19 protein-coding genes are annotated in these 17,229 nt (G+C 68.3%); 11 read left to right on the top strand and 8 right to left on the bottom strand.

What is annotated here, in order from left to right; genetic code table 11:
• The first annotated feature begins 86 nt into the window (after nt 1–86).
• Both AC1DBN_RS06550 and AC1DBN_RS06545 read left to right on the top strand, forming a co-directional pair.
• Entirely contained in the window at nt 87–494 is a 408-nt protein-coding gene (locus tag AC1DBN_RS06550) for a hypothetical protein (protein WP_477722812.1), read from the top strand.
• A 3-nt stretch (nt 495–497) separates the two neighbouring features.
• Nucleotides 498–1,139 (top strand): CDP-alcohol phosphatidyltransferase family protein, encoded by a 642-nt coding sequence (locus AC1DBN_RS06545; RefSeq protein ID WP_477722811.1) that lies wholly within the window; start codon nt 498–500, stop codon nt 1,137–1,139.
• 58 nt (nt 1,140–1,197) lie between these two features.
• On the opposite strand, the gene AC1DBN_RS06540 is transcribed toward AC1DBN_RS06545, so the two are convergent.
• From AC1DBN_RS06540 to AC1DBN_RS06530, 3 genes are all read right to left on the bottom strand, one after another.
• Complete coding sequence (locus tag AC1DBN_RS06540; protein WP_477722810.1) at nt 1,198–2,187, bottom strand: alpha/beta fold hydrolase; 990 nt, start codon at nt 2,185–2,187, stop codon at nt 1,198–1,200.
• Between the two features lie 46 nt (nt 2,188–2,233).
• Complete coding sequence (locus tag AC1DBN_RS06535) at nt 2,234–2,608, bottom strand: cupin domain-containing protein (RefSeq protein ID WP_314214399.1); 375 nt, start codon at nt 2,606–2,608, stop codon at nt 2,234–2,236.
• Nucleotides 2,609–2,799: 191 nt separating this feature from the next.
• Nucleotides 2,800–4,002, bottom strand: coding sequence for a carboxylate-amine ligase (locus tag AC1DBN_RS06530; protein WP_477722809.1), 1,203 nt, complete (start codon nt 4,000–4,002; stop codon nt 2,800–2,802).
• Between the two features lie 290 nt (nt 4,003–4,292).
• Here AC1DBN_RS06530 and AC1DBN_RS06525 point away from each other — a divergent pair, with 290 nt between their 5' ends.
• Together AC1DBN_RS06525 and AC1DBN_RS06520 are read left to right on the top strand one after the other, a co-directional pair.
• Entirely contained in the window at nt 4,293–4,577 is a 285-nt protein-coding gene (locus AC1DBN_RS06525; protein ID WP_091722630.1) for a DUF1540 domain-containing protein, read from the top strand.
• A gap of 221 nt (nt 4,578–4,798) precedes the next feature.
• Complete coding sequence (locus AC1DBN_RS06520; RefSeq protein WP_477722808.1) at nt 4,799–5,524, top strand: GAF and ANTAR domain-containing protein; 726 nt, start codon at nt 4,799–4,801, stop codon at nt 5,522–5,524.
• Between the two features lie 56 nt (nt 5,525–5,580).
• Here the strand turns inward: AC1DBN_RS06520 and AC1DBN_RS06515 are convergent, their stop codons facing one another.
• Nucleotides 5,581–6,318: a GAF and ANTAR domain-containing protein gene (locus AC1DBN_RS06515; RefSeq protein WP_477722807.1), complete on the bottom strand. Its 738-nt coding sequence runs from the start codon at nt 6,316–6,318 to the stop codon at nt 5,581–5,583.
• A 132-nt stretch (nt 6,319–6,450) separates the two neighbouring features.
• Nucleotides 6,451–7,674 (bottom strand): chromate efflux transporter, encoded by a 1,224-nt coding sequence (gene chrA / locus AC1DBN_RS06510; RefSeq protein ID WP_477722806.1) that lies wholly within the window; start codon nt 7,672–7,674, stop codon nt 6,451–6,453.
• Nucleotides 7,675–7,820: 146 nt separating this feature from the next.
• Between chrA and AC1DBN_RS06505 the strand changes: the two genes are divergently transcribed.
• The 4 genes from AC1DBN_RS06505 (at nt 7,821) to AC1DBN_RS06490 (ending at nt 10,056) form a co-directional block, all read left to right on the top strand.
• On the top strand, nt 7,821–8,255 hold the full coding sequence (locus tag AC1DBN_RS06505) for an arsenate reductase ArsC (protein WP_314214409.1): 435 nt from the start codon (nt 7,821–7,823) through the stop codon (nt 8,253–8,255).
• A gap of 53 nt (nt 8,256–8,308) precedes the next feature.
• Nucleotides 8,309–9,286, top strand: coding sequence for a thioredoxin-disulfide reductase (gene trxB, locus AC1DBN_RS06500; protein WP_477722805.1), 978 nt, complete (start codon nt 8,309–8,311; stop codon nt 9,284–9,286).
• Between the two features lie 222 nt (nt 9,287–9,508).
• On the top strand, nt 9,509–9,733 hold the full coding sequence (locus AC1DBN_RS06495; RefSeq protein WP_056076092.1) for a hypothetical protein: 225 nt from the start codon (nt 9,509–9,511) through the stop codon (nt 9,731–9,733).
• Nucleotides 9,734–9,822: 89 nt separating this feature from the next.
• Nucleotides 9,823–10,056, top strand: coding sequence for a hypothetical protein (locus AC1DBN_RS06490; protein WP_314214411.1), 234 nt, complete (start codon nt 9,823–9,825; stop codon nt 10,054–10,056).
• Nucleotides 10,057–10,126: 70 nt separating this feature from the next.
• On the opposite strand, the gene nhaA is transcribed toward AC1DBN_RS06490, so the two are convergent.
• Nucleotides 10,127–11,500 carry a Na+/H+ antiporter NhaA gene (gene nhaA / locus AC1DBN_RS06485; protein ID WP_056076098.1) on the bottom strand — a complete coding sequence of 458 codons (1,374 nt, stop codon included), beginning with the start codon at nt 11,498–11,500 and terminating at the stop codon, nt 10,127–10,129.
• A 196-nt stretch (nt 11,501–11,696) separates the two neighbouring features.
• On the opposite strand from nhaA, the gene AC1DBN_RS06480 reads away from it, so the two are divergent.
• On the top strand, nt 11,697–12,134 hold the full coding sequence (locus AC1DBN_RS06480) for a hypothetical protein (protein WP_477722804.1): 438 nt from the start codon (nt 11,697–11,699) through the stop codon (nt 12,132–12,134).
• Between the two features lie 5 nt (nt 12,135–12,139).
• On the opposite strand, the gene AC1DBN_RS06475 is transcribed toward AC1DBN_RS06480, so the two are convergent.
• Complete coding sequence (locus AC1DBN_RS06475; RefSeq protein ID WP_314214414.1) at nt 12,140–12,976, bottom strand: alpha/beta fold hydrolase; 837 nt, start codon at nt 12,974–12,976, stop codon at nt 12,140–12,142.
• Between the two features lie 96 nt (nt 12,977–13,072).
• Entirely contained in the window at nt 13,073–13,897 is an 825-nt protein-coding gene (locus AC1DBN_RS06470) for a PAS and ANTAR domain-containing protein (protein ID WP_056076107.1), read from the bottom strand.
• Nucleotides 13,898–14,196: 299 nt separating this feature from the next.
• On the opposite strand from AC1DBN_RS06470, the gene AC1DBN_RS06465 reads away from it, so the two are divergent.
• Nucleotides 14,197–16,365, top strand: a complete 2,169-nt coding sequence (locus tag AC1DBN_RS06465) for a heavy metal translocating P-type ATPase (RefSeq protein WP_477722803.1) — start codon at nt 14,197–14,199, stop codon at nt 16,363–16,365.
• 57 nt (nt 16,366–16,422) lie between these two features.
• Entirely contained in the window at nt 16,423–17,043 is a 621-nt protein-coding gene (locus AC1DBN_RS06460) for a DUF305 domain-containing protein (protein WP_091722665.1), read from the top strand.
• Nucleotides 17,044–17,229 lie beyond the last annotated feature (186 nt).

Below are 17,229 nucleotides of genomic sequence, written 5' to 3'. Positions count from 1 at the left end.
GGTTCAGGTGGTTCACCGCAGCCCGCGGTGAACCAGTTCGGCGTTTTGGACGTTTTATCAGTGTGGTCCTCCGAATACTGACGGCTGTGGCATTGTTCATCGACGCCGGGGTGCACCTCTTCCTCGCCCCGGGCCATCAGGACGCGCCGCCCGGCGTCATCAGCCAAGGCACCCTGTTCCTGCTCGAGGCCGCCGCCGCGGTCCTGGTGGGGCTGTGGGTGCTGGTCCGCGGCAGCCGCGCCTCCTATGCCGCAGCCCTGGTGGTGGCCTTCAGCGCGTTCGCCGCCGTGATGCTCTACCGGTACGTTGATGTCCCGGCGTTCGGCCCGTTCCCGGCTATGTACGACCCTGTGTGGTTCTTCTCAAAGACCTTCAGCGCCGTGGCCGAGGGCGCCGGAACCATCCTCGCGGCGGCAGGCCTGGTCCGCAGCAACCGTGCCCGGCGCGGCGCCCCGGACGCCGCTCGTCACGACACTGTGCGCCGGGATACTTAGATGGTGGAGACCATCGCAACCTGGCGTCCGACGCCGGCCGACCGGATCACCCTGGTCCGTGCCGCCCTCGCCGCCGCCTGCGCCGTGCTGGCCGTCCCGCCGCTGTTTGCCGGACCGGTGCCCGGCCAGGTTCCCGGCGAGGGGACCGGCCTGCTCCTGGTAATCCTGGGCAGCACAGCACTCCTGCTCGACGCTGTGGACGGCCCCGTGGCCCGGCGGACCGGGACCGCGTCGGAGGCGGGAGCCCGGTTCGATTCCGCCACGGATGCTTTCCTGGTGCTGGTCCTGTCCGTTGCCACGGTGGCGGTGGTGGGCCTGTGGACGCTGGCCATCGGGTCGATGTACTACGTGGTGGTGGCGGCCGGGCTGGTCCGGCCGCACCTGCGTGAATCTCTGCCGCGGAGTACGGCGCGCAAGGTGATCGGCGCCGTCCAGCCGCTGGCCCTGCTTCTTGCCTTGGTCATGGCCCTGGTCCCGGGCATGCCGTCCGCCGTTGCTGCCGCCGCTCCGGCCGCGGCACTCCCGCTGCTCCTGTTCTCCTTTGGCCGTGACGTCGTCGCGCTTGAACGGCGCCACTTTGCGTCCGCGGCTTCGTCCCGAAGGGCAACTCCGCAGGCGGCACCCGCACACGGCCCCGCCACCTGAGCCAGAGGTCCAGGTTCTCGGCCCAGAAGTTATCTGCCCGGAAATTATCCATTCAGGATTATCCGCTCTGACCGAGGAACGCCCGGATAGCCTCGGCCATCCGTGGAGCCTGGGTCCAGTGCAGGTAGTGCCCGCCCTCGAGGGGCAGCACCTGGTGGCGCCGGACGTTCTGGAGCAGGTTCTCGGCCGCCGAGACCTTCTCCGCAGTCTGGTCAGTCTTTTCATCGGCAACAAAGGCGAGGACCGGCAGGTCGTCCGGGTACGTGACGCCCCGCAGTGCCGCGGCATTGTTGGCGATCCGGGCCGTCTCGTCCTCCACGGCCGGGTTGCCGAAGTTCCAGGACCACATCATGCGCATGCGCTTGAGTTCGTCCTCGGTGAAGGCGGTGCTCCCCGGATCCACGACGGCGGGGGCCACCGACGCCACGGCCCGCAGCAGCCCGGTGGCGGACACGGCGCGGGCCCAGTTGATGCCCGGCTGCGGCTCCGGGACGGGCCCGTCCCCGGGCTTGGGGATGCTGGCGTCGATGCCGATCACCGCCGCCACCTCGCTGCGGTACCGGTTGGCGTAGTCCAGCAGGTAGAACCCGGAGATGGAGTGGCCGGCCAGGACGTAGGGCCGCGGAACCTGCAGCGATTCCAGTGCCTGGTGGAGTTCGTTGCTGATGTTCTCGTTGCTCCGCGGACCGGCTTCCGGATCGCTGTAGCCGTAGCCGAACCCCTCCACCACCGTGACGTCGAAGCCGTTGAGCTCACGGACCAGCGGCTGGAAGTCCAGGCCGGGGGCCGGTGTTCCCAGCCCGCTGAGCAGCACGATGGCCTGGCCCTGCTGCCCGTTCCGCACCACGTTCAGGCTGCCACCGGCCACCGCCACCCGCTCCCCGTACGGCTGGACGGTGGCCCGCTCCCGGGACTCCAGGAACAGGTTCAGCAGCGTGGAGGCCAGGACCAGGCCCACCACGGCGAGCAGGACGAACCCGGCCCGGCGCAACCCGCGCCGGGGCTTCTTCCGAAGCCCGGCGTCGGTGGCTTCCCTCAGGCGGAACATGCGCGGACGGCTTGGTGAGCGGTATCAGGCCGGAATCAGGCGCGGCTCACTCGGGCTTGGCGTACGCGGCGGCGCTCAGGATCTCGTAGCCCACGAAGGTCTCATCGCCTTCCACCCAGGCGTCATGGCCGGGCGGAACGGCGTAGGCGTGGCCTGCGCTGACGGTGGTCCGTGTGCCGTCGTCCATCTGAACGGTCAGCGTCCCCGAGGTGCAGATGCCCACGTGGTTGACCTGGCAGCTGTCCGTGTTGACCACCGTCTTCACCGTCTCGGACCAGCGCCAGCCGCGTTCAAAGGTGAGCCGGGCCAGGGTGGTGCCGCCAACGTGCACCACATCCACCACGGTGTTCGGGGGACGGCGCTTCTCGTCGGGTTCATCAAAGGATTTCGCTTCAAGCGCTGTGGCAGTTTCTCCGGCCATTTCATTCTCCAGACAAGGGAGCATTTTCAACTGTTCGTCCGGGGCGCCGGGGCAGCTCCGGGATGGTTGGCCGCCCGCCCGTGGGTTCAACGCCACGGGTTCCACGCCGGGCTTTCAACAGCCGCGCCGGCGTCCAGGCCGCACCAATGCAGGCCCCAGCGGTAACAGCGTGCGCCCGGGACGGGCCGCTGTCAATCCCTCGGCGTCCCCCGCTGCGCACCCTGGATTTCGGAACCCACGGTGCAGTTGGCGGCGTCGTCCACCACGTCCTCCAGGTCGCCGGTCCGGTGCAGCACCTCGAGCTGGCGGACGGCCCCGGTGCCGGTGTGCAGGAGCTGGTCCGTCAGTTCCTCCACCCGCTGCAGGTCGCCCATGTCCTCCAGCGCCGCGCGGATATGGTGCAGGAGGGAATTGACGACGCCGAGGGACGGCCCGGGCCTGCTGGTCACCGGATCCAGGAGTTCCCCGCGCAGCCCCCAGCGGCTGGCCTTCCACGTGGCCAGCCGCAACAGGGCGGTGGGCACGGGCGCGGGGTCGGTTCCGGCCTTCCATTCGTGGGCGGCCGTTTCCACCAGCCCGCGGACGATCCCGGCAAGCAGCACCGTGTTTTCGGGCATCATGCAGACGTCGGCGATCCGCACCTCCACGGTGGGATAGTGCCGGGACAACCGGGCGTCGAAGTAGATCATGCCTTCATCCATGGCGACGCCGGTGCTCACCATGTCGTGCACCAGCTGGTGGTAGGCCTCGGGGGTGCCCAGGATGTCCAGCGGCCCGGCGGACGGCCACCGGCTCCACACCTGGGACCGGTAGCTGGCGTATCCGGTGTCCTCGCCGTGCCAGAACGGGGAGTTGGCACTGAGGGCCACCAGCACCGGCAGCCAGTTCCGGATCCGGTCCAGCACCGCCACCCCTTCTTCGTCCGAGTCCACGGACACGTGGATGTGGGTGCCGCAGGTCAGCTGTTCCCGGGCGGTCAGTCCGTACTCCTCCACCATGGCCGCGAACCGGCGCAGCCGCACCGGGTGCGGGTCACTTGGCAGGGGCGAGGTGCCCAGGGCGGCCACCCGGACGCCCACGTCCTCCGCGGCCTGCCGGGCAATGTCCCGCCCCGCAACGATGTCCGCCTGGAGACCGGCGAGCGTTGAGTGCGGTGGGGTGACCACTTCGATCATTTCCTGCTGGAACTCGGCCGTCAGCACCGGCCCGGCACTGGACTCGAAGGGCCTGACGTACAGGTCCAGCAGGGCGCCGGCCATGGGCACCGCGTCACCCCTGCCCGGGTCCACCAGCAGCAGTTCCTCTTCAACCCCGAAGGTCCTGGAACCGGGTGATGCGGTGCCGTTATTCCGGAAGGTGTCCATCGCCGTGTCCGCCGTTTCATGCCCGTCCATGCCAGCCCTCCCATTGGCCCAGCCGTGGGTATCTGCTGGCGGTCGCTGCTTGCCGCCGAGAAGTACAGGATAAGCACCCGGATCGGCCGGCGGGAAGGGCGCGCCCGGCAAGCGCATCCGTTGGAAAGGGCGCAGCGCTCGGGGCGCGCACCGGCCAGGGCGAATCGGGCGAGGAAAGCGGTCAGCGGCCAATTAGGCAAGACAATTGGGTCTTTTTGATTGGCCCACCCGGGTCTACGGTGGTCAAACGGAGCTGCCCGCCCAGGGTGGCCGGCCAAGGAGGACTTTCCATGACAACGCACGTCGCAGACTGCAGCGCAACGAACTGTTCCTTTAACGACCACACGAACTGCAACGCCGCCGCCATCACCGTGGGCGGGGACGAAAACCACGCCCACTGCGCCACGTTCATCGAGGTGGGCGTCCACGGCGGCCTGCCCAAGGTGCTCGCCGACGTCGGAGCCTGCCAGCGCAGCGAATGCGTCCACAACGACCACCTGATGTGCAAGGCACCCGAGGTCCATGTTGGCCCGGGCCGGGACAACGCGGACTGCCTCACCTACGCACACGCCTAAACCGTTAATTTCAGGCTCATGCACCCGGGGCGCCTTCTGCTCCGGGTGCACTGCTGTCCCCGCCTGACTCCCGCTGTACTTCCCCCGCTAACGCAGGTACATTCTGAAACGTGACGGGCACCAGGGCCTGTCCTCCCCGGCCCCCTCTGCACAGGCCGGCGCGAGTAGCCGCTGCAGTCCACCGGCGGCAATGGATGCAGACGCGGAACAGGCCTGCAAGCATGAAGCGGCTCCCCCTCGACGACCTCTCGGACACCATCGCACGCATTCGCGGACTGCTGCTGACCGAGGAAAAAGCAAGCCACGCCGTGGCCCTGATGGCCCGGGCCATCAAGGAAACCCTCCCCGGCCACCCGGAGGCGGGGGTGTCCATCCTGGACGCCGGCGGCAACCGGATCAGCAGCGCCGCCACCCATCCCCTGGTGGAGCAGCTGGACGCCGTCCAGTACGAACTCGACGAAGGCCCGTGCCTCACCGCATGGTCCGCCGAAGAAGTGGTGATCGTTGAAGACGTCCACACGGACCAGCGGTGGCCGAACTGGCGCGCAGCTGTCCTGGACACTTCGGTCCGTTCCGTGGCCAGTGCACCGCTGATGGCCGGCGGCCAGGCGCTGGGCGCCCTTAACATCTACTCGGCGCTGCCGGGCCAGTACGACGGGGCCACCGGCCGGGTGCTCCCCCTGTTCGCCGGAACCGCCGCCACGCTGCTGGCGCACATCCAGGGCACCGAGGTTCCGCTGCGGATGGCGGGCGACCTCAAAGCCACCCTCGCCACCCGGGACACCATCAACCGGGCCTGCGGGATGCTGATGGAGCGGCACGGCATCGGCCACGATGATGCCCTGGGCCGGCTCATCACCAAGGCCAGGAAATCCGGCGGCACCCTCGCGGAGGTCAGCGCACAGCTCGTGGCAGGCGCTGCCGCCCCCGGGAACAACGGCGAGTAGGGCACCGTGGCGGCGGGCCGGCGTCGTACGCCCTGCCGTGCCCTGTGACCGCGGCGTCAGGCGTCGAAGTGGGTGCTGACGGTATCGTCGGCGGCCACCGAGGCGATCACGCGGGCAGCGACGTCCCGTAGCTTGATGTTGCGCGTGCTGGAGGCGCTCTTGAGGATGGCCATGGCAGTTTCCTGGTTGCACCGGTTCTGGCCCATGATGGCCCCGGCCGCGAGGTCGATGGTGGTGCGTGAAGCCATGGCGGCGGCGAGGTCGTCGCGCGCATCCGTCAGCTGGGCAATCCGCAGCGCCAACCGCAGGGACTGGCTGGCTTCCCGGGCGAACCGTTCGGCGGAGGCAACGGAGTCCGCGGGGAACGCATCCTTGCCGTCTGAGTAAAGGTTCAGGGCCGCCCGTGCCTCGTTGTCCACCGGGACGGGCACCGCGAGGATGGATTTGAGGGTTCCCTCGTTCACCGCCTCCAGGTACTCCGGCCAGCGGCGCTCATTATGCAGGTCCGGCACGTGGATGGTGGTGGCCAGGCGGAGGGCCGACAGGCACGGGCCGTCATTAAAGGTGTACTGCACCTCGTCCATGGCCCGGGCGCGCCCATCGCTGCTGGCCACCGTTGAGGCTTTCTTCCGCCGCACCACGGTGACGGAACAGGACACCTGCTGCCCCGTCGAGGAGAGTTCGGCTGCTGCCTCAACGGCCAGGTCATGGAGGAATTCTTCAACATGGGAACTGGTGAGGACCAGTTCGCCGAGGCGCTTGGCTACCGGCTCGTCGGTTCTGTCTGTGGCCATGGAGGGCTTCCTGGTGCTGCCCGGCACAGCCACCCACGGACTGAACCGGGACCCGAGCCGCCCAGGACCGGACGGCAATTCCAGCCTACTCCCACGGCGCGGCTTCGGGCCCAGCCACTGGCTTTCCCGGAGTCAGCCGGCGAGCGCCAGCAGCACTCCCCCGGCCGCGCCCACCAGCACCACTGCCCAGGGCGGCGCCTTCCACCCGATGAGCAGCACGAAGCAGACCAGGCCCAGGCAGAACGGGCCCGGCCCGGTGATGGCAGTGGTGAACAGGGGGTTGTACAGGGCGGCGGCCAGGATGCCCACCACGGCGGCGTTGGCGCCCCGCATCAGGGCCTGCGCCCCGGGCCGGGACCGCCATGAGTTCCAGAAGGGCAGCACGCCGGTGAGCAGCAGGAACCCGGGCAGGAAGATGCCGGCGAGCGCGACGGCGGCACCCGCCACGCCGCCCGGACCGTACCCGGACGCCGTGCCCAGGTAGGCCGCGAAAGTGAACAGGGGCCCCGGCACCGCCTGCGCGGCGCCGTAACCTGCCAGGAACTGCTGGTTGGTCACCCAGCCCGGGTCCACCACGCCGGCCTGGAGCAGGGGCAGGACCACGTGTCCGCCGCCGAACACCAGCGCCCCGGCCCGGTAGAAAGCCTCAAACAGGGTGATCCCGGCCGAGCCCGTGGCCAGCGCCAGCACCGGCAGGCCCAGCAGCAGAAGCGCGAACAGTGCCAGGCAGATGATGCCCGCGGTCCGGCTGACGGGGAAGCGCATTTGGCCGGTCAGGTCGGTGGTGCCCCGCCGGCAGACCAGCAGCCCGGCGAGCGCGCCGAACAGGATGGCCGAAATCTGGCCGACGGAACCGGCCAGCAGGGTGGCGGACAGGGCCGCGACGACGGCGATCGCCGCCCGTTCCCGGTCCGGGGTGAGCGCCCTGGCCATGCCCCACACGGCCTGGGCCACGATGGCCACCGCCACGATCTTCAGCCCGGTGAGGATCCCAGACCCCACAGCACCCTGGAACAGCGCGGCTCCCAGCGCGAAGGCCACCAGCAGGGCCGCGGACGGGAGGGTGAAGGCGAGGAACGCGGCCAGCGCGCCGAGGGGGCCGGCGCGGTGCAGCCCCATGCCGAAGCCCACCTGGCTGGAGGCGGGCCCGGGCAGGAACTGGCACAGTGCCACCAGGTCCCCGTATCCCTGCTCGTCCACCCACTTGCGCCGCCGGACCAGTTCGTCGCGGAAATAGCCCAGGTGCGCGATGGGGCCGCCGAACGAGGTGACACCCAGTTTGAGGAAGACCCGGAAGACCTCCCAGGCAGATCCGCGGGCCGTGGTTGACGCCCCGCCTGATGCCTCGCCGGTCATGGGGCTGCCACGGGGAGCTGCGGTGGGGTCATGGGCCCATTATGCAGCGGATTGACAGGGGCCGATGACCATTGCTCCACTGGTAGGGCGCACGCCACGCCGCCTGAAACGCAGGCAGCCTGCCGGCCTGCATTCAAGGAGCACCGTTGACCGCCGACCCCGCCGCGAAACCGTCCGTCCTGTTCGTGTGCGTCCACAACGCCGGCCGTTCCCAGATGGCAGCGGCATTCCTGTCCTCCCTGGCCAAGGGAGCCATCGAGGTCCGCTCCGCCGGATCCCAGCCGGCGGACACCGTGAACCCGGCCGCCGTCGAGGCCATGGCAGAGGTGGGCATCGACATGTCCGCCGAGGTCCCCAAGATCCTCACCACGGAGGCCGTCCGGGAATCCGACGTGGTGGTCACCATGGGCTGCGGCGACGAATGCCCCTACTTTCCCGGCAAGCGCTACGAGGACTGGGTGCTGGAGGATCCCGCCGGCCAGGGTGTGGACGCCGTCCGTCCCATCCGGGACCGGATCAGGACCCGGGTGGAGGCCCTGATCACCGAACTCGTCCCCGCGCAGCACCCCGACGCCCAGTAACCGCACCCGTGACCCGCAAACACCGCAGCCCCGAACCTCCCAAGGAGAACCCCATGAGCAACGAACAGCTGATCATCATCGGCTCCGGCCCCGCGGGCTACACCGCCGCCATCTACACCGCCCGGGCAGGCCTGGCCCCGCTGGTGCTGGCCGGCTCCGTCACCGCGGGCGGCACGCTGATGAACACCACCGAGGTGGAAAACTTCCCCGGTTTCCCCGGCGGCATCCAGGGCCCGGAACTGATGGACGGGCTGCAGCAGCAGGCCGAGAAGTTCGGCGCCAAGGTGGTGTTCGACGACGTCACGTCCGTGGACCTGAAGGGTTCCGTCAAGCGCGTGGTCACCGGCGCCGGGGAGACCCACGAGGCACCCGCGGTCATCCTGGCCACCGGCTCGGCCTACAAGGAACTGGGCCTGCCCGAGGAAAAGAAGCTCAGCGGCCACGGGGTGTCGTGGTGCGCCACCTGCGACGGGTTCTTCTTCCGCGAACAGGACATCATCGTGGTGGGCGGCGGCGACTCCGCCATGGAGGAAGCAACCTTCCTGACCCGCTTCGGGAAGTCCGTGACCGTCGTCGTGCGCAAGGGCGAACTCCGCGCCTCCCGCATCATGGCGCAGAGGGCCAAGGACAACCCCAAGATCCGGTTCGAATGGAACTCGGCCATCACCGCCATCCACGGCGACACCAAGGTCACCGGCGTCACCCTGAAGGACACCCGGTCCGGCGAAACCCGCGAACTCGGCGCCACGGGCATCTTCGTGGCGATCGGCCACCTGCCGCGCACCGAACTGCTCACCGGCCAGGTGGACCTGGACGACGAGGGCTATATCAGGGTGGACTCCCCCACCACGTGCACCAATCTTTCCGGCGTCTTCGCGTGCGGTGACGCCGTGGACCACCGGTACCGGCAGGCCATCACCGCCGCCGGTACCGGCTGCGCCGCGGCCCTGGATGCCGAGCGGTACCTGGCCGCCCTGGACGACGCGTCGAGCATCGCCACCGCCCTGGTGGAGGAGCCCACGCACAGCTGACCGGCCCAAGTAGGCGGCTGACCAGCCCAAGTAGGTAGCAGTAGATGTCGTTATGGATGCCCATAACGACATCTACTGCTACCCAGTTGGGCCGGAAAAAGGCCTCCGGAAAGCCTTGCCGCCCACGGACTTATAAGTACACTTAGTACATTCATCCGATGGGCTTGGGAGAGGCTGCTGCTCCTCCCCGGGGAGGGCTCCCAGCACAAAGGCGGCACCCCCATGTCCGGCAAACCCAAAACTCCGCTGTCCGTCACTGAGGAAGTGGCGCTCCTGGACCTCCAGCTGCAGGCGCTGGAAATCATCGAGGAAATCATGAGCGGCACAGACCCCGCGGAAGCCGGCGCCCGCGCCTCCCTCAGCCTGTTCGTGGACCGCAATCCGGGCCAACCACAGCGCGCCCTGCTTCTCCACATGCTGAGCACCCGGCGCACCAACCTCAGCTGACACAGGAATAACACCCTGCGGAAACACTCCTGCAACCTCGCTGCGGCAAGCTGGGCGTACGGGGACACAACCAGCAGGAGGCAGCCCGCATGGAGGCACAGGGAGTCAGTACCGCTCAGCTCCGCATTGGAGACAACATCGAGGCGTGGCACCGGGGCAAGCTGTTCCACAGCGGCCGGGTGACCGGGGTGGTGCCCGCGCTGGACCTGTTCTGGATCCTGGACGCACGGACCGGCGCACGCAAGCTGCTGGACCCGGAGGCCCTGGAGATCCGGCACATGGAGGCACCCGCGGAACCTTTGCTGGGACTCTCCCCGGCCTAGCCGGCTACAGACAGACCACGACGCCGGCACACGTGTAAGTGCCGGCGTCGTGCGTCCCTGGATAATCCGGTTAAGCGCGGTTCTGGTAGACGTCCGGGATGCCGTCCTGGTCAGCGTCCACTTTTTCCAATTCCTCGGCCTGCCGGTACTGCCGGTTCCGGGTGCGGAGGATAACGCTGGCCAGTAAGGCAGCGAGCAGCGACGCGGTCAGGATGCCCACCTTGGCATGGTCGTCGTGGAGGCTGCCCTGGCCGAAGCTGAGCTCGGCCACCAGCAGGGACACGGTGAAACCGATGCCGGCCAGCAGGGCCACGCCAAAGATGTCGATCCACCGGTAGGAGTCGTCCAGCTTGGCCTTGGTTGTCTTGGTCAGGAGCCAGGTGGCGCCGAGGATGCCCACCGGTTTGCCCAGGACCAGCGCCAGGATGATGCCCAGCGCCACCGGGTCAGCGAGCGCCGACACGAACCCGTCCCATCCGCCGATGGCGACGCCCGCCGAGAAAAAGGCAAACACCGGGACGGCAATGCCTGCGGAAATCGGCCGGAACCGGTGCTCGAAAATTTCTGCCAGACCGGGCCCGGCCTCCGGGCCTCCACTGGCCTGCGACCGGATTACCGGGACGGCGAAGCCCAGCAGCACTCCAGCCACCGTGGCGTGGATACCGGAGGCGTGCACCAGTGCCCAGGCGGCGAAACCCAGCGGCAGCAGGATCAGCCAGGCCGCCGCGGCATGGGTGCCGAAGAACCGGCGGTACTTCTGGACCAGGAACGTGAACACGGCCAGCGGAATCAGGGCCAGCAGCAGCGGGGTGGGCTGGAGGTCGCTGGAGTAGAAGAACGCGATGATGCTGATGGCAATCAGGTCGTCCACCACGGCAAGGGTCAGCAGGAAGATCCGCAGGGCGCTGGGCAGGTGCGATCCGATGACGGCCAGCACGGCCACGGCAAAGGCGATGTCCGTGGCGGTGGGGATGGCCCAGCCGCGGAGCGTGTCCGGGTTGGAGAGGTTCACGACGGCGTAGATCACCGCCGGGACCAGCACACCGCCGGCGGCGGCCAGCACCGGGACGATGGACGTACTGATCTGGCGCAGGTCTCCCGCCACGAATTCGCGTTTGAGCTCCAGGCCCACCAGGAAGAAGAACACCGCGAGGAGCCCGTCGGCCGCCCAGGCGCCGAGGCTTAGTTCGAGGTGCCAGGGTTCGTAGCCGACGGTGATGTCCCTGAGGGCAAAGTAGCTGTCCGACGCCGGCGAGTTGGCCCAGATCAGGGCGATCACCGCGGCGGCCACCAGCAGGGCACCGCCCACCGTTTCCTTGCGGAGGATCTCGCCGATGCGAAGGGCTTCCGAATAGGAGCCCCGGGCGAGGATGGAACGGCGCGGCTGGGGTTGGGCCTGGTGCTTGTTTGGGTGCTTGTGCGGGGGCTGCGGGGCGGAGGTCACGGCAGGGTCCTGACTTTGGGGGTCGACGAAACTATGCCGACCAGACTTCCCGGCGCACCTTCATCCATCCTACCGGCACGGCAGCTTCCCCTTCTACGGACACAGGCGCTGGGGCCAACTTCGGTATGACAAGACCCGCCGGGAACACTGCGGTAGCGTCATTGGCACGGCATTCACAACCTGGGGGACACGGATGATGAAGCTCAAACCCGCGGCAACGCTTGCAGCGCTGACGGTTCCGCTGCTGCTCGGTGGCTGCGCCAGTGACGGGCACGGCATTGATGCGCTGAAAGCCCCCGCAGGACCCGAGGATGCCTTCCCCGCCGATGCAGGCTTCCTGGAACAGGTCGATCCCACCACCCTGCGTTTCCTGGTCGAAGATGGCGGCAGGAAGTTCTTTGCAGCGCAGAGTTCTGATGGCGCACAAGCCTGCCTGGCGGTGGTCAACGTGGATCGGCAGGTCACCGATTACGCGGGATGCGGCGTTGCAGCCGGCAGCTCCAGCAACAAGATCGTGACCGTCAGCGGGTCCGACAGAAGACCCGCCGCCCTGGTGCCGGACTACGCCGACGCCGTCCAATTGGAGTCTGAAGGCTTAAGGCGTATCCACCAGAACGTGTACGTCGGCCCGTAGCCGGCCTACTTCGCCAGGAATTCGATCACCACGCTGTTCCACTCCTCTGCGTGGCTCACGTTGCAGCCGTGCGGCGCGTCCTTGATGACGCGGACCTCACTGTCCGCCAGTGCGGCGTGCGTCCGCCGGCCGGACCCCTCGAACGGCACGGTCGCGTCGCCGTCGCCATGAATCACCAAGGCCGGGACGGTGACATCGGCGAGGTCGCCCCGGAAGTCGGTTCCGCCGAAGGCCGCCATGCAGGCAAGCGCCGCGTTCTTGTTGGCCTGCCCGCACATGGCACCGGCTTCCTTGCGCTGCACCTCGCTGACCTTGAGGACCCCGTCCACGGAGAAGAAGTCGCGGGTGAAGGAATCGTAGAAGGCTGCCTCGTCCGTGACGAGGTCCTCCGCCATGCCGTCCGCCTGCTCCGGGGTCAGGGGCCCATCCGGGTTGCCGTCCGTCCGCATGAGGTAGGGCGTCACGGCGGAGGCGAAGACCACGCTGCGGATACGCGCCGGTCCGTACAGGCCGAGGTAGCGTGCCACCTCACCGCCGCCCATGGAGAACCCCACCAGGGTCACGTCGCTGAGGTCCAGCTCCACCAGGACCTTCTGCAGGTCCTCGGCCAGAACATCGTAGTTGTAGCCCGCCTGGGGCTTGCTGCTGAGGCCGAACCCCCTGCGGTCATAGGTAATGGGCCGGTATCCGGCCTCCTGCAGCGCCGGTATCTGCTCCTCGAAGGATTTCCCGGAGAGCGGCCATCCGTGGATGAGGACCACCGGGCGGCCCGCTCCGCCGGCATCGTCCACATGCAGGTTGGTGTCCTTGAACAGCCCGTGGTGGGCAGTAACTTCGGTCATGGCTGACCTTCCGATATGCGGTTACCGGGCCTCGGTTGACGCCCGAACACCAGTCATTCGGCAGCATGCTGACTTCTGGATGGGTCCCGCTGGGCGTCAGCCCGTGGGGCGGCGGCCGGGACCCGGGCGTCCCGTGGGAGGACGGGGCGAGGGTCCGGGGACGGCGGAGCGTCCGGCAGCTACCGCGGACGGACCTGCGGCGGTCCGGCGTTCAGGTGCTGCCCGGTGGTCCCTGGCGGCCTGGTGTTCCCTGGACTTGCTCCGGTCCCCCGAAACTGCCGGCGCCCGGTCAGCTATGGCCCTGACGGCCCTGACCAGGTACTCCCGGGCGTCTTCCGAGTTGGCCAGCTGCACCAGTTCCGCTGCCACTGCCACCAGCTTGACGTTCCGGTAGCTGCTGGTTGCCACCAGCAGCTGGAAGGCTTCATCGGAGCCAATGCCGAGCAGTCCCATGAGGATGCCCCGCGCCTGGTCGATGACGGTGCGGGTGGACGTAGCCCCGGCCACCGCATCACGGGCGGTCTGCTCGGTCTCGCGCTGCAGGGTTGAGGTGAGGTCCACCATCACGCCCTCGATCACCGTGACCTTGCCGTCCGGGCCGATGATGCCCTCGCCGGAGGACAGCACCCGTTTGGTTTTGCCCCTGGAGTCGATGATCCGGTGGTACATGCAGAAGTACCCGCCGGTCTCGGCAACCTGGGCCACAATGGCTTCGCAACGCGGCCGGTCCTCGGGATGCTTGTGCGCGAACAGCAGTTCCAGGGTGGGGACCACGTCGCCGCGGCGGTAGCCGTGCAGCTGGTACATCCCGTCGGACCAGGAAAGCTTCCAGCCATCCACCTCTGCCGTGTAGGTTCCGGCGACGCAGTCGTCGTCCCCCAAGGCACTCGAGTAGGTGTAAGGGCCGCGAACGTCCTTCACAGGGCCACCTCCATGTAGCATCCGTTCCGCCCGCACAAGCATGCTCTGCCCGTGTGGGCCTTTATACAAGTATGACGGGAGCAAGATCAAGTTGGTAGCCCGGGCTGCTAGCTCTCCCCGGTCACAAGCCGCGCCGAACTCTTGACGACGATACCCCCTAGGGGTATATTAAAGGTGTTGTCAGTGAAGTGGTATGTCCCGGCCGGCGTTTCCAAGCGCCCCGCTTTCACAGCCGTTCAACCCCAGCGCCTGCTTGTCCACAAGGATTCTTCCTTCGCCAAGAAACGGACCTGACTCCCATGCAAGACCATTCCCATCACCATCACGACGGCGGCCGCCAGTCCGCGGGCGGGGTCACCGACGCTCCGGCTGCTGCCGCCCCTGCCGGGCAGGGCCACGCTCCCGGCCACGCGCACACCGCGGCACCCCTGCAGCACGGCGCCCACATGCACCACGATGACGGCCACACCGTGCACACGTCCGGCCAGCACGCCGGGCACAGCACCGCCATGTTCAAGAACAGGTTCTGGCTCACGCTGGCCTTATCTCTTCCCGTGGTCTACTTCAGCCCCATGGTGGGCCACCTCCTGGGCTACATGGCGCCCGTGTTCCCGGGCTCCGCCTGGATCCCGCCTGTATTGGGAACCGTTATATTCCTGTACGGCGGCCAGCCGTTCCTCAAAGGCGGCCTGCAGGAACTGAAGGACCGCCAGCCCGGCATGATGCTGCTGATCGCCATGGCCATCACGGTGGCGTTCGCCGCCTCCTGGGTCACCAGCCTGGGCCTGGGCGGCTTCGACCTCGATTTCTGGTGGGAGCTGGCGCTCCTGGTGGCCATTATGCTGCTGGGCCACTGGATCGAGATGCGCGCCCTCGGATCGGCACAGGGAGCGCTGGACGCCCTCGCCGCGCTGCTGCCGGACGACGCCGAACGCGTCACAGCCTCCGGCACCGAGACAGTACCCGTGTCCGGGCTGAGGCCCGGCGACCTCGTCCTGGTCCGCCCCGGCGCCCGGATGCCCGCCGACGGCACGGTTGCGGAGGGCCGCGCCGAGTTCGACGAATCCATGATCACGGGCGAATCCAAGACCGTTCCGCGCGGGCCCGGTGACGCCGTGGTGGCCGGCACCGTGGCCACGGACTCCGGGGTGCGCGTCCTCGTCACAGCAGTGGGCGACGATACCGCCCTGGCCGGCATCCAGCGGCTGGTGGCCGAGGCACAGGCATCGTCCTCCCGTGCCCAGGCACTGGCCGACCGCGCCGCTGCCTTCCTCTTCTATTTCGCCGCCGGAGCGGGTGTGCTCACGTTCATCGCCTGGACCCTGCTGGGCAGCGTGCCGGAAGCGGTCACCCGGACGGTGACGGTGCTGGTGATCGCCTGCCCGCACGCCCTGGGCCTGGCCATTCCGCTGGTGATCGCGATCTCCACCGAACAGGCTGCCCGCGCAGGGGTGCTGATCAAGAACCGGATGGCCCTGGAGCGCATGCGGACCATCGACGTGGTCCTCTTCGACAAGACAGGCACCCTCACCAGGGGCGAACCCGAGCTCCGGGACATCGCCACAACCGGGACCCTGGATGCTGACGGCCTGCTGTCCCTGGCCGCCGCTGTCGAATCCGACAGCGAGCATCCCGCAGCCCGGGCCATCGTCCGTGCTGCGCGGAGCCGTAGCCTCACCGTTCCTGCCGCGTCCGGGTTTTCGGCACTGGCGGGCCGCGGCGTGCAGGCAACCGTGGACGGCCGTCCGCTGCACGTGGGCGGACCCGCGCTCCTTCGCGAGCTTGGCGTCGTCGAACCTTCCGGCCTGGCTGAGGCCACGCGCAGCTGGCGGGAGCGCGGCGCGTCCGTCCTGCACGTGCTCGACGGCGGCCGTGTCCTGGGTGCCGTGAGCCTGGAGGATGCGGTGCGGCCGGAGTCCCGGCAGGCGGTGGCGGCGCTGCAGAACCGCGGCGTCAAGGTGGCCATGATCACGGGCGACGCGCGCCAGGTGGCGCAGGCCGTGGCCGCGGACCTGAAGATCGACGAGGTGTTTGCCGAGGTGCTGCCGGCGGACAAGGACAAAAAAGTGGCGGAGCTGCAGGGCCGCGGGCTGAAGGTGGCCATGGTGGGCGACGGCGTGAACGACTCCCCCGCTTTGGCCCGCGCCGAGGTGGGCATCGCCATCGGCGCCGGGACGGATGTGGCGATGGAATCCGCCGGCGTGGTGCTGTCCGGCAACGATCCGCGTGCCGTGCTGTCCATGGTGGACCTGTCCCGGGCAAGCTACCGCAAGATGTGGCAGAACCTGGTGTGGGCCACCGGCTACAACGTCCTGTCCGTGCCGCTGGCCGCCGGGGTGCTCGCATTCGCCGGGGTGGTCCTCTCGCCGGCCGCCGGCGCCGTCCTGATGAGCGCCTCCACCATCGTGGTGGCGCTGAACGCCCAGCTGCTGCGGCGGCTCAAACTCAACCCCGCCGATGTGCGCTGACACCGCCACATCCACAAACACTCCATTGCCAGCTACTTTCCTGAAGGACGTTCAACCATGACCACCAAGACCAAAACCCTGATGCTCGCCGTTGCCCTCACAGCCTCCCTTGGCCTGGCAGGCTGCGCCGCCGGTTCGGGAAGCTCCGGTGGAAACACCATGCCCATGAACCACGGCAGCTCCGCACCGATGTCCAGCATGATGCCGGACGCAAACTCCGACCATAACCAGGCCGACATCATGTTTTCCCAGATGATGATTCCGCACCACCAGCAGGCCGTGGAGATGAGCGGCATCATGCTGGCCAAGCAGGATACGCCCGCCCCGGTGGCCTCGCTCGCCACCCGGATCAGGGACGCGCAGACGCCGGAAATCAAACTCATGACCGGCTGGCTGGAGGGCTGGAACGTGCCCACCATGATGAGCGACCAGTCCGGCCACGGGATGGGCGGCATGGTGGACGGGGACGGCATCGCCAAACTCAAGGCCGCGCAGGGCACCGAAGCGGCCAGGCTCTTCCTCCAGCAGATGACCGGGCACCACGAGGGCGCCATCGACATGGCCCGGCAGGAGATCAGCTCCGGCAAGTACCCGCAGACCATCCAGCTGGCCCGCGACATCATCAAAGCCCAGGAAGCCGAGATCGCGGAGATGAAGGAACTCCTGGCCGGCTTCTGACCCCCCACCACCGAAACGCACGCTCACTTCCGGCGGCTCTCACCGAAACGCGCGCCCACCATTCCAGCGCGAGGTGAGCGCGTCAGCTCCCAAGCAACCAAAGGTGAGCTCGCGTGCGGGGTGGGGCGGCCGCCGTCGGGCGTGTGCGTGTTAAGTTGAGAGGCACGGACTGTACGGTCCCGGCAC

Source organism: Pseudarthrobacter sp. 10T415, from assembly GCF_056394175.1.
The sequence above is the reverse complement of the archived record's forward strand: the minus strand, read 5'-3'. Positions and strand labels throughout refer to the sequence as shown.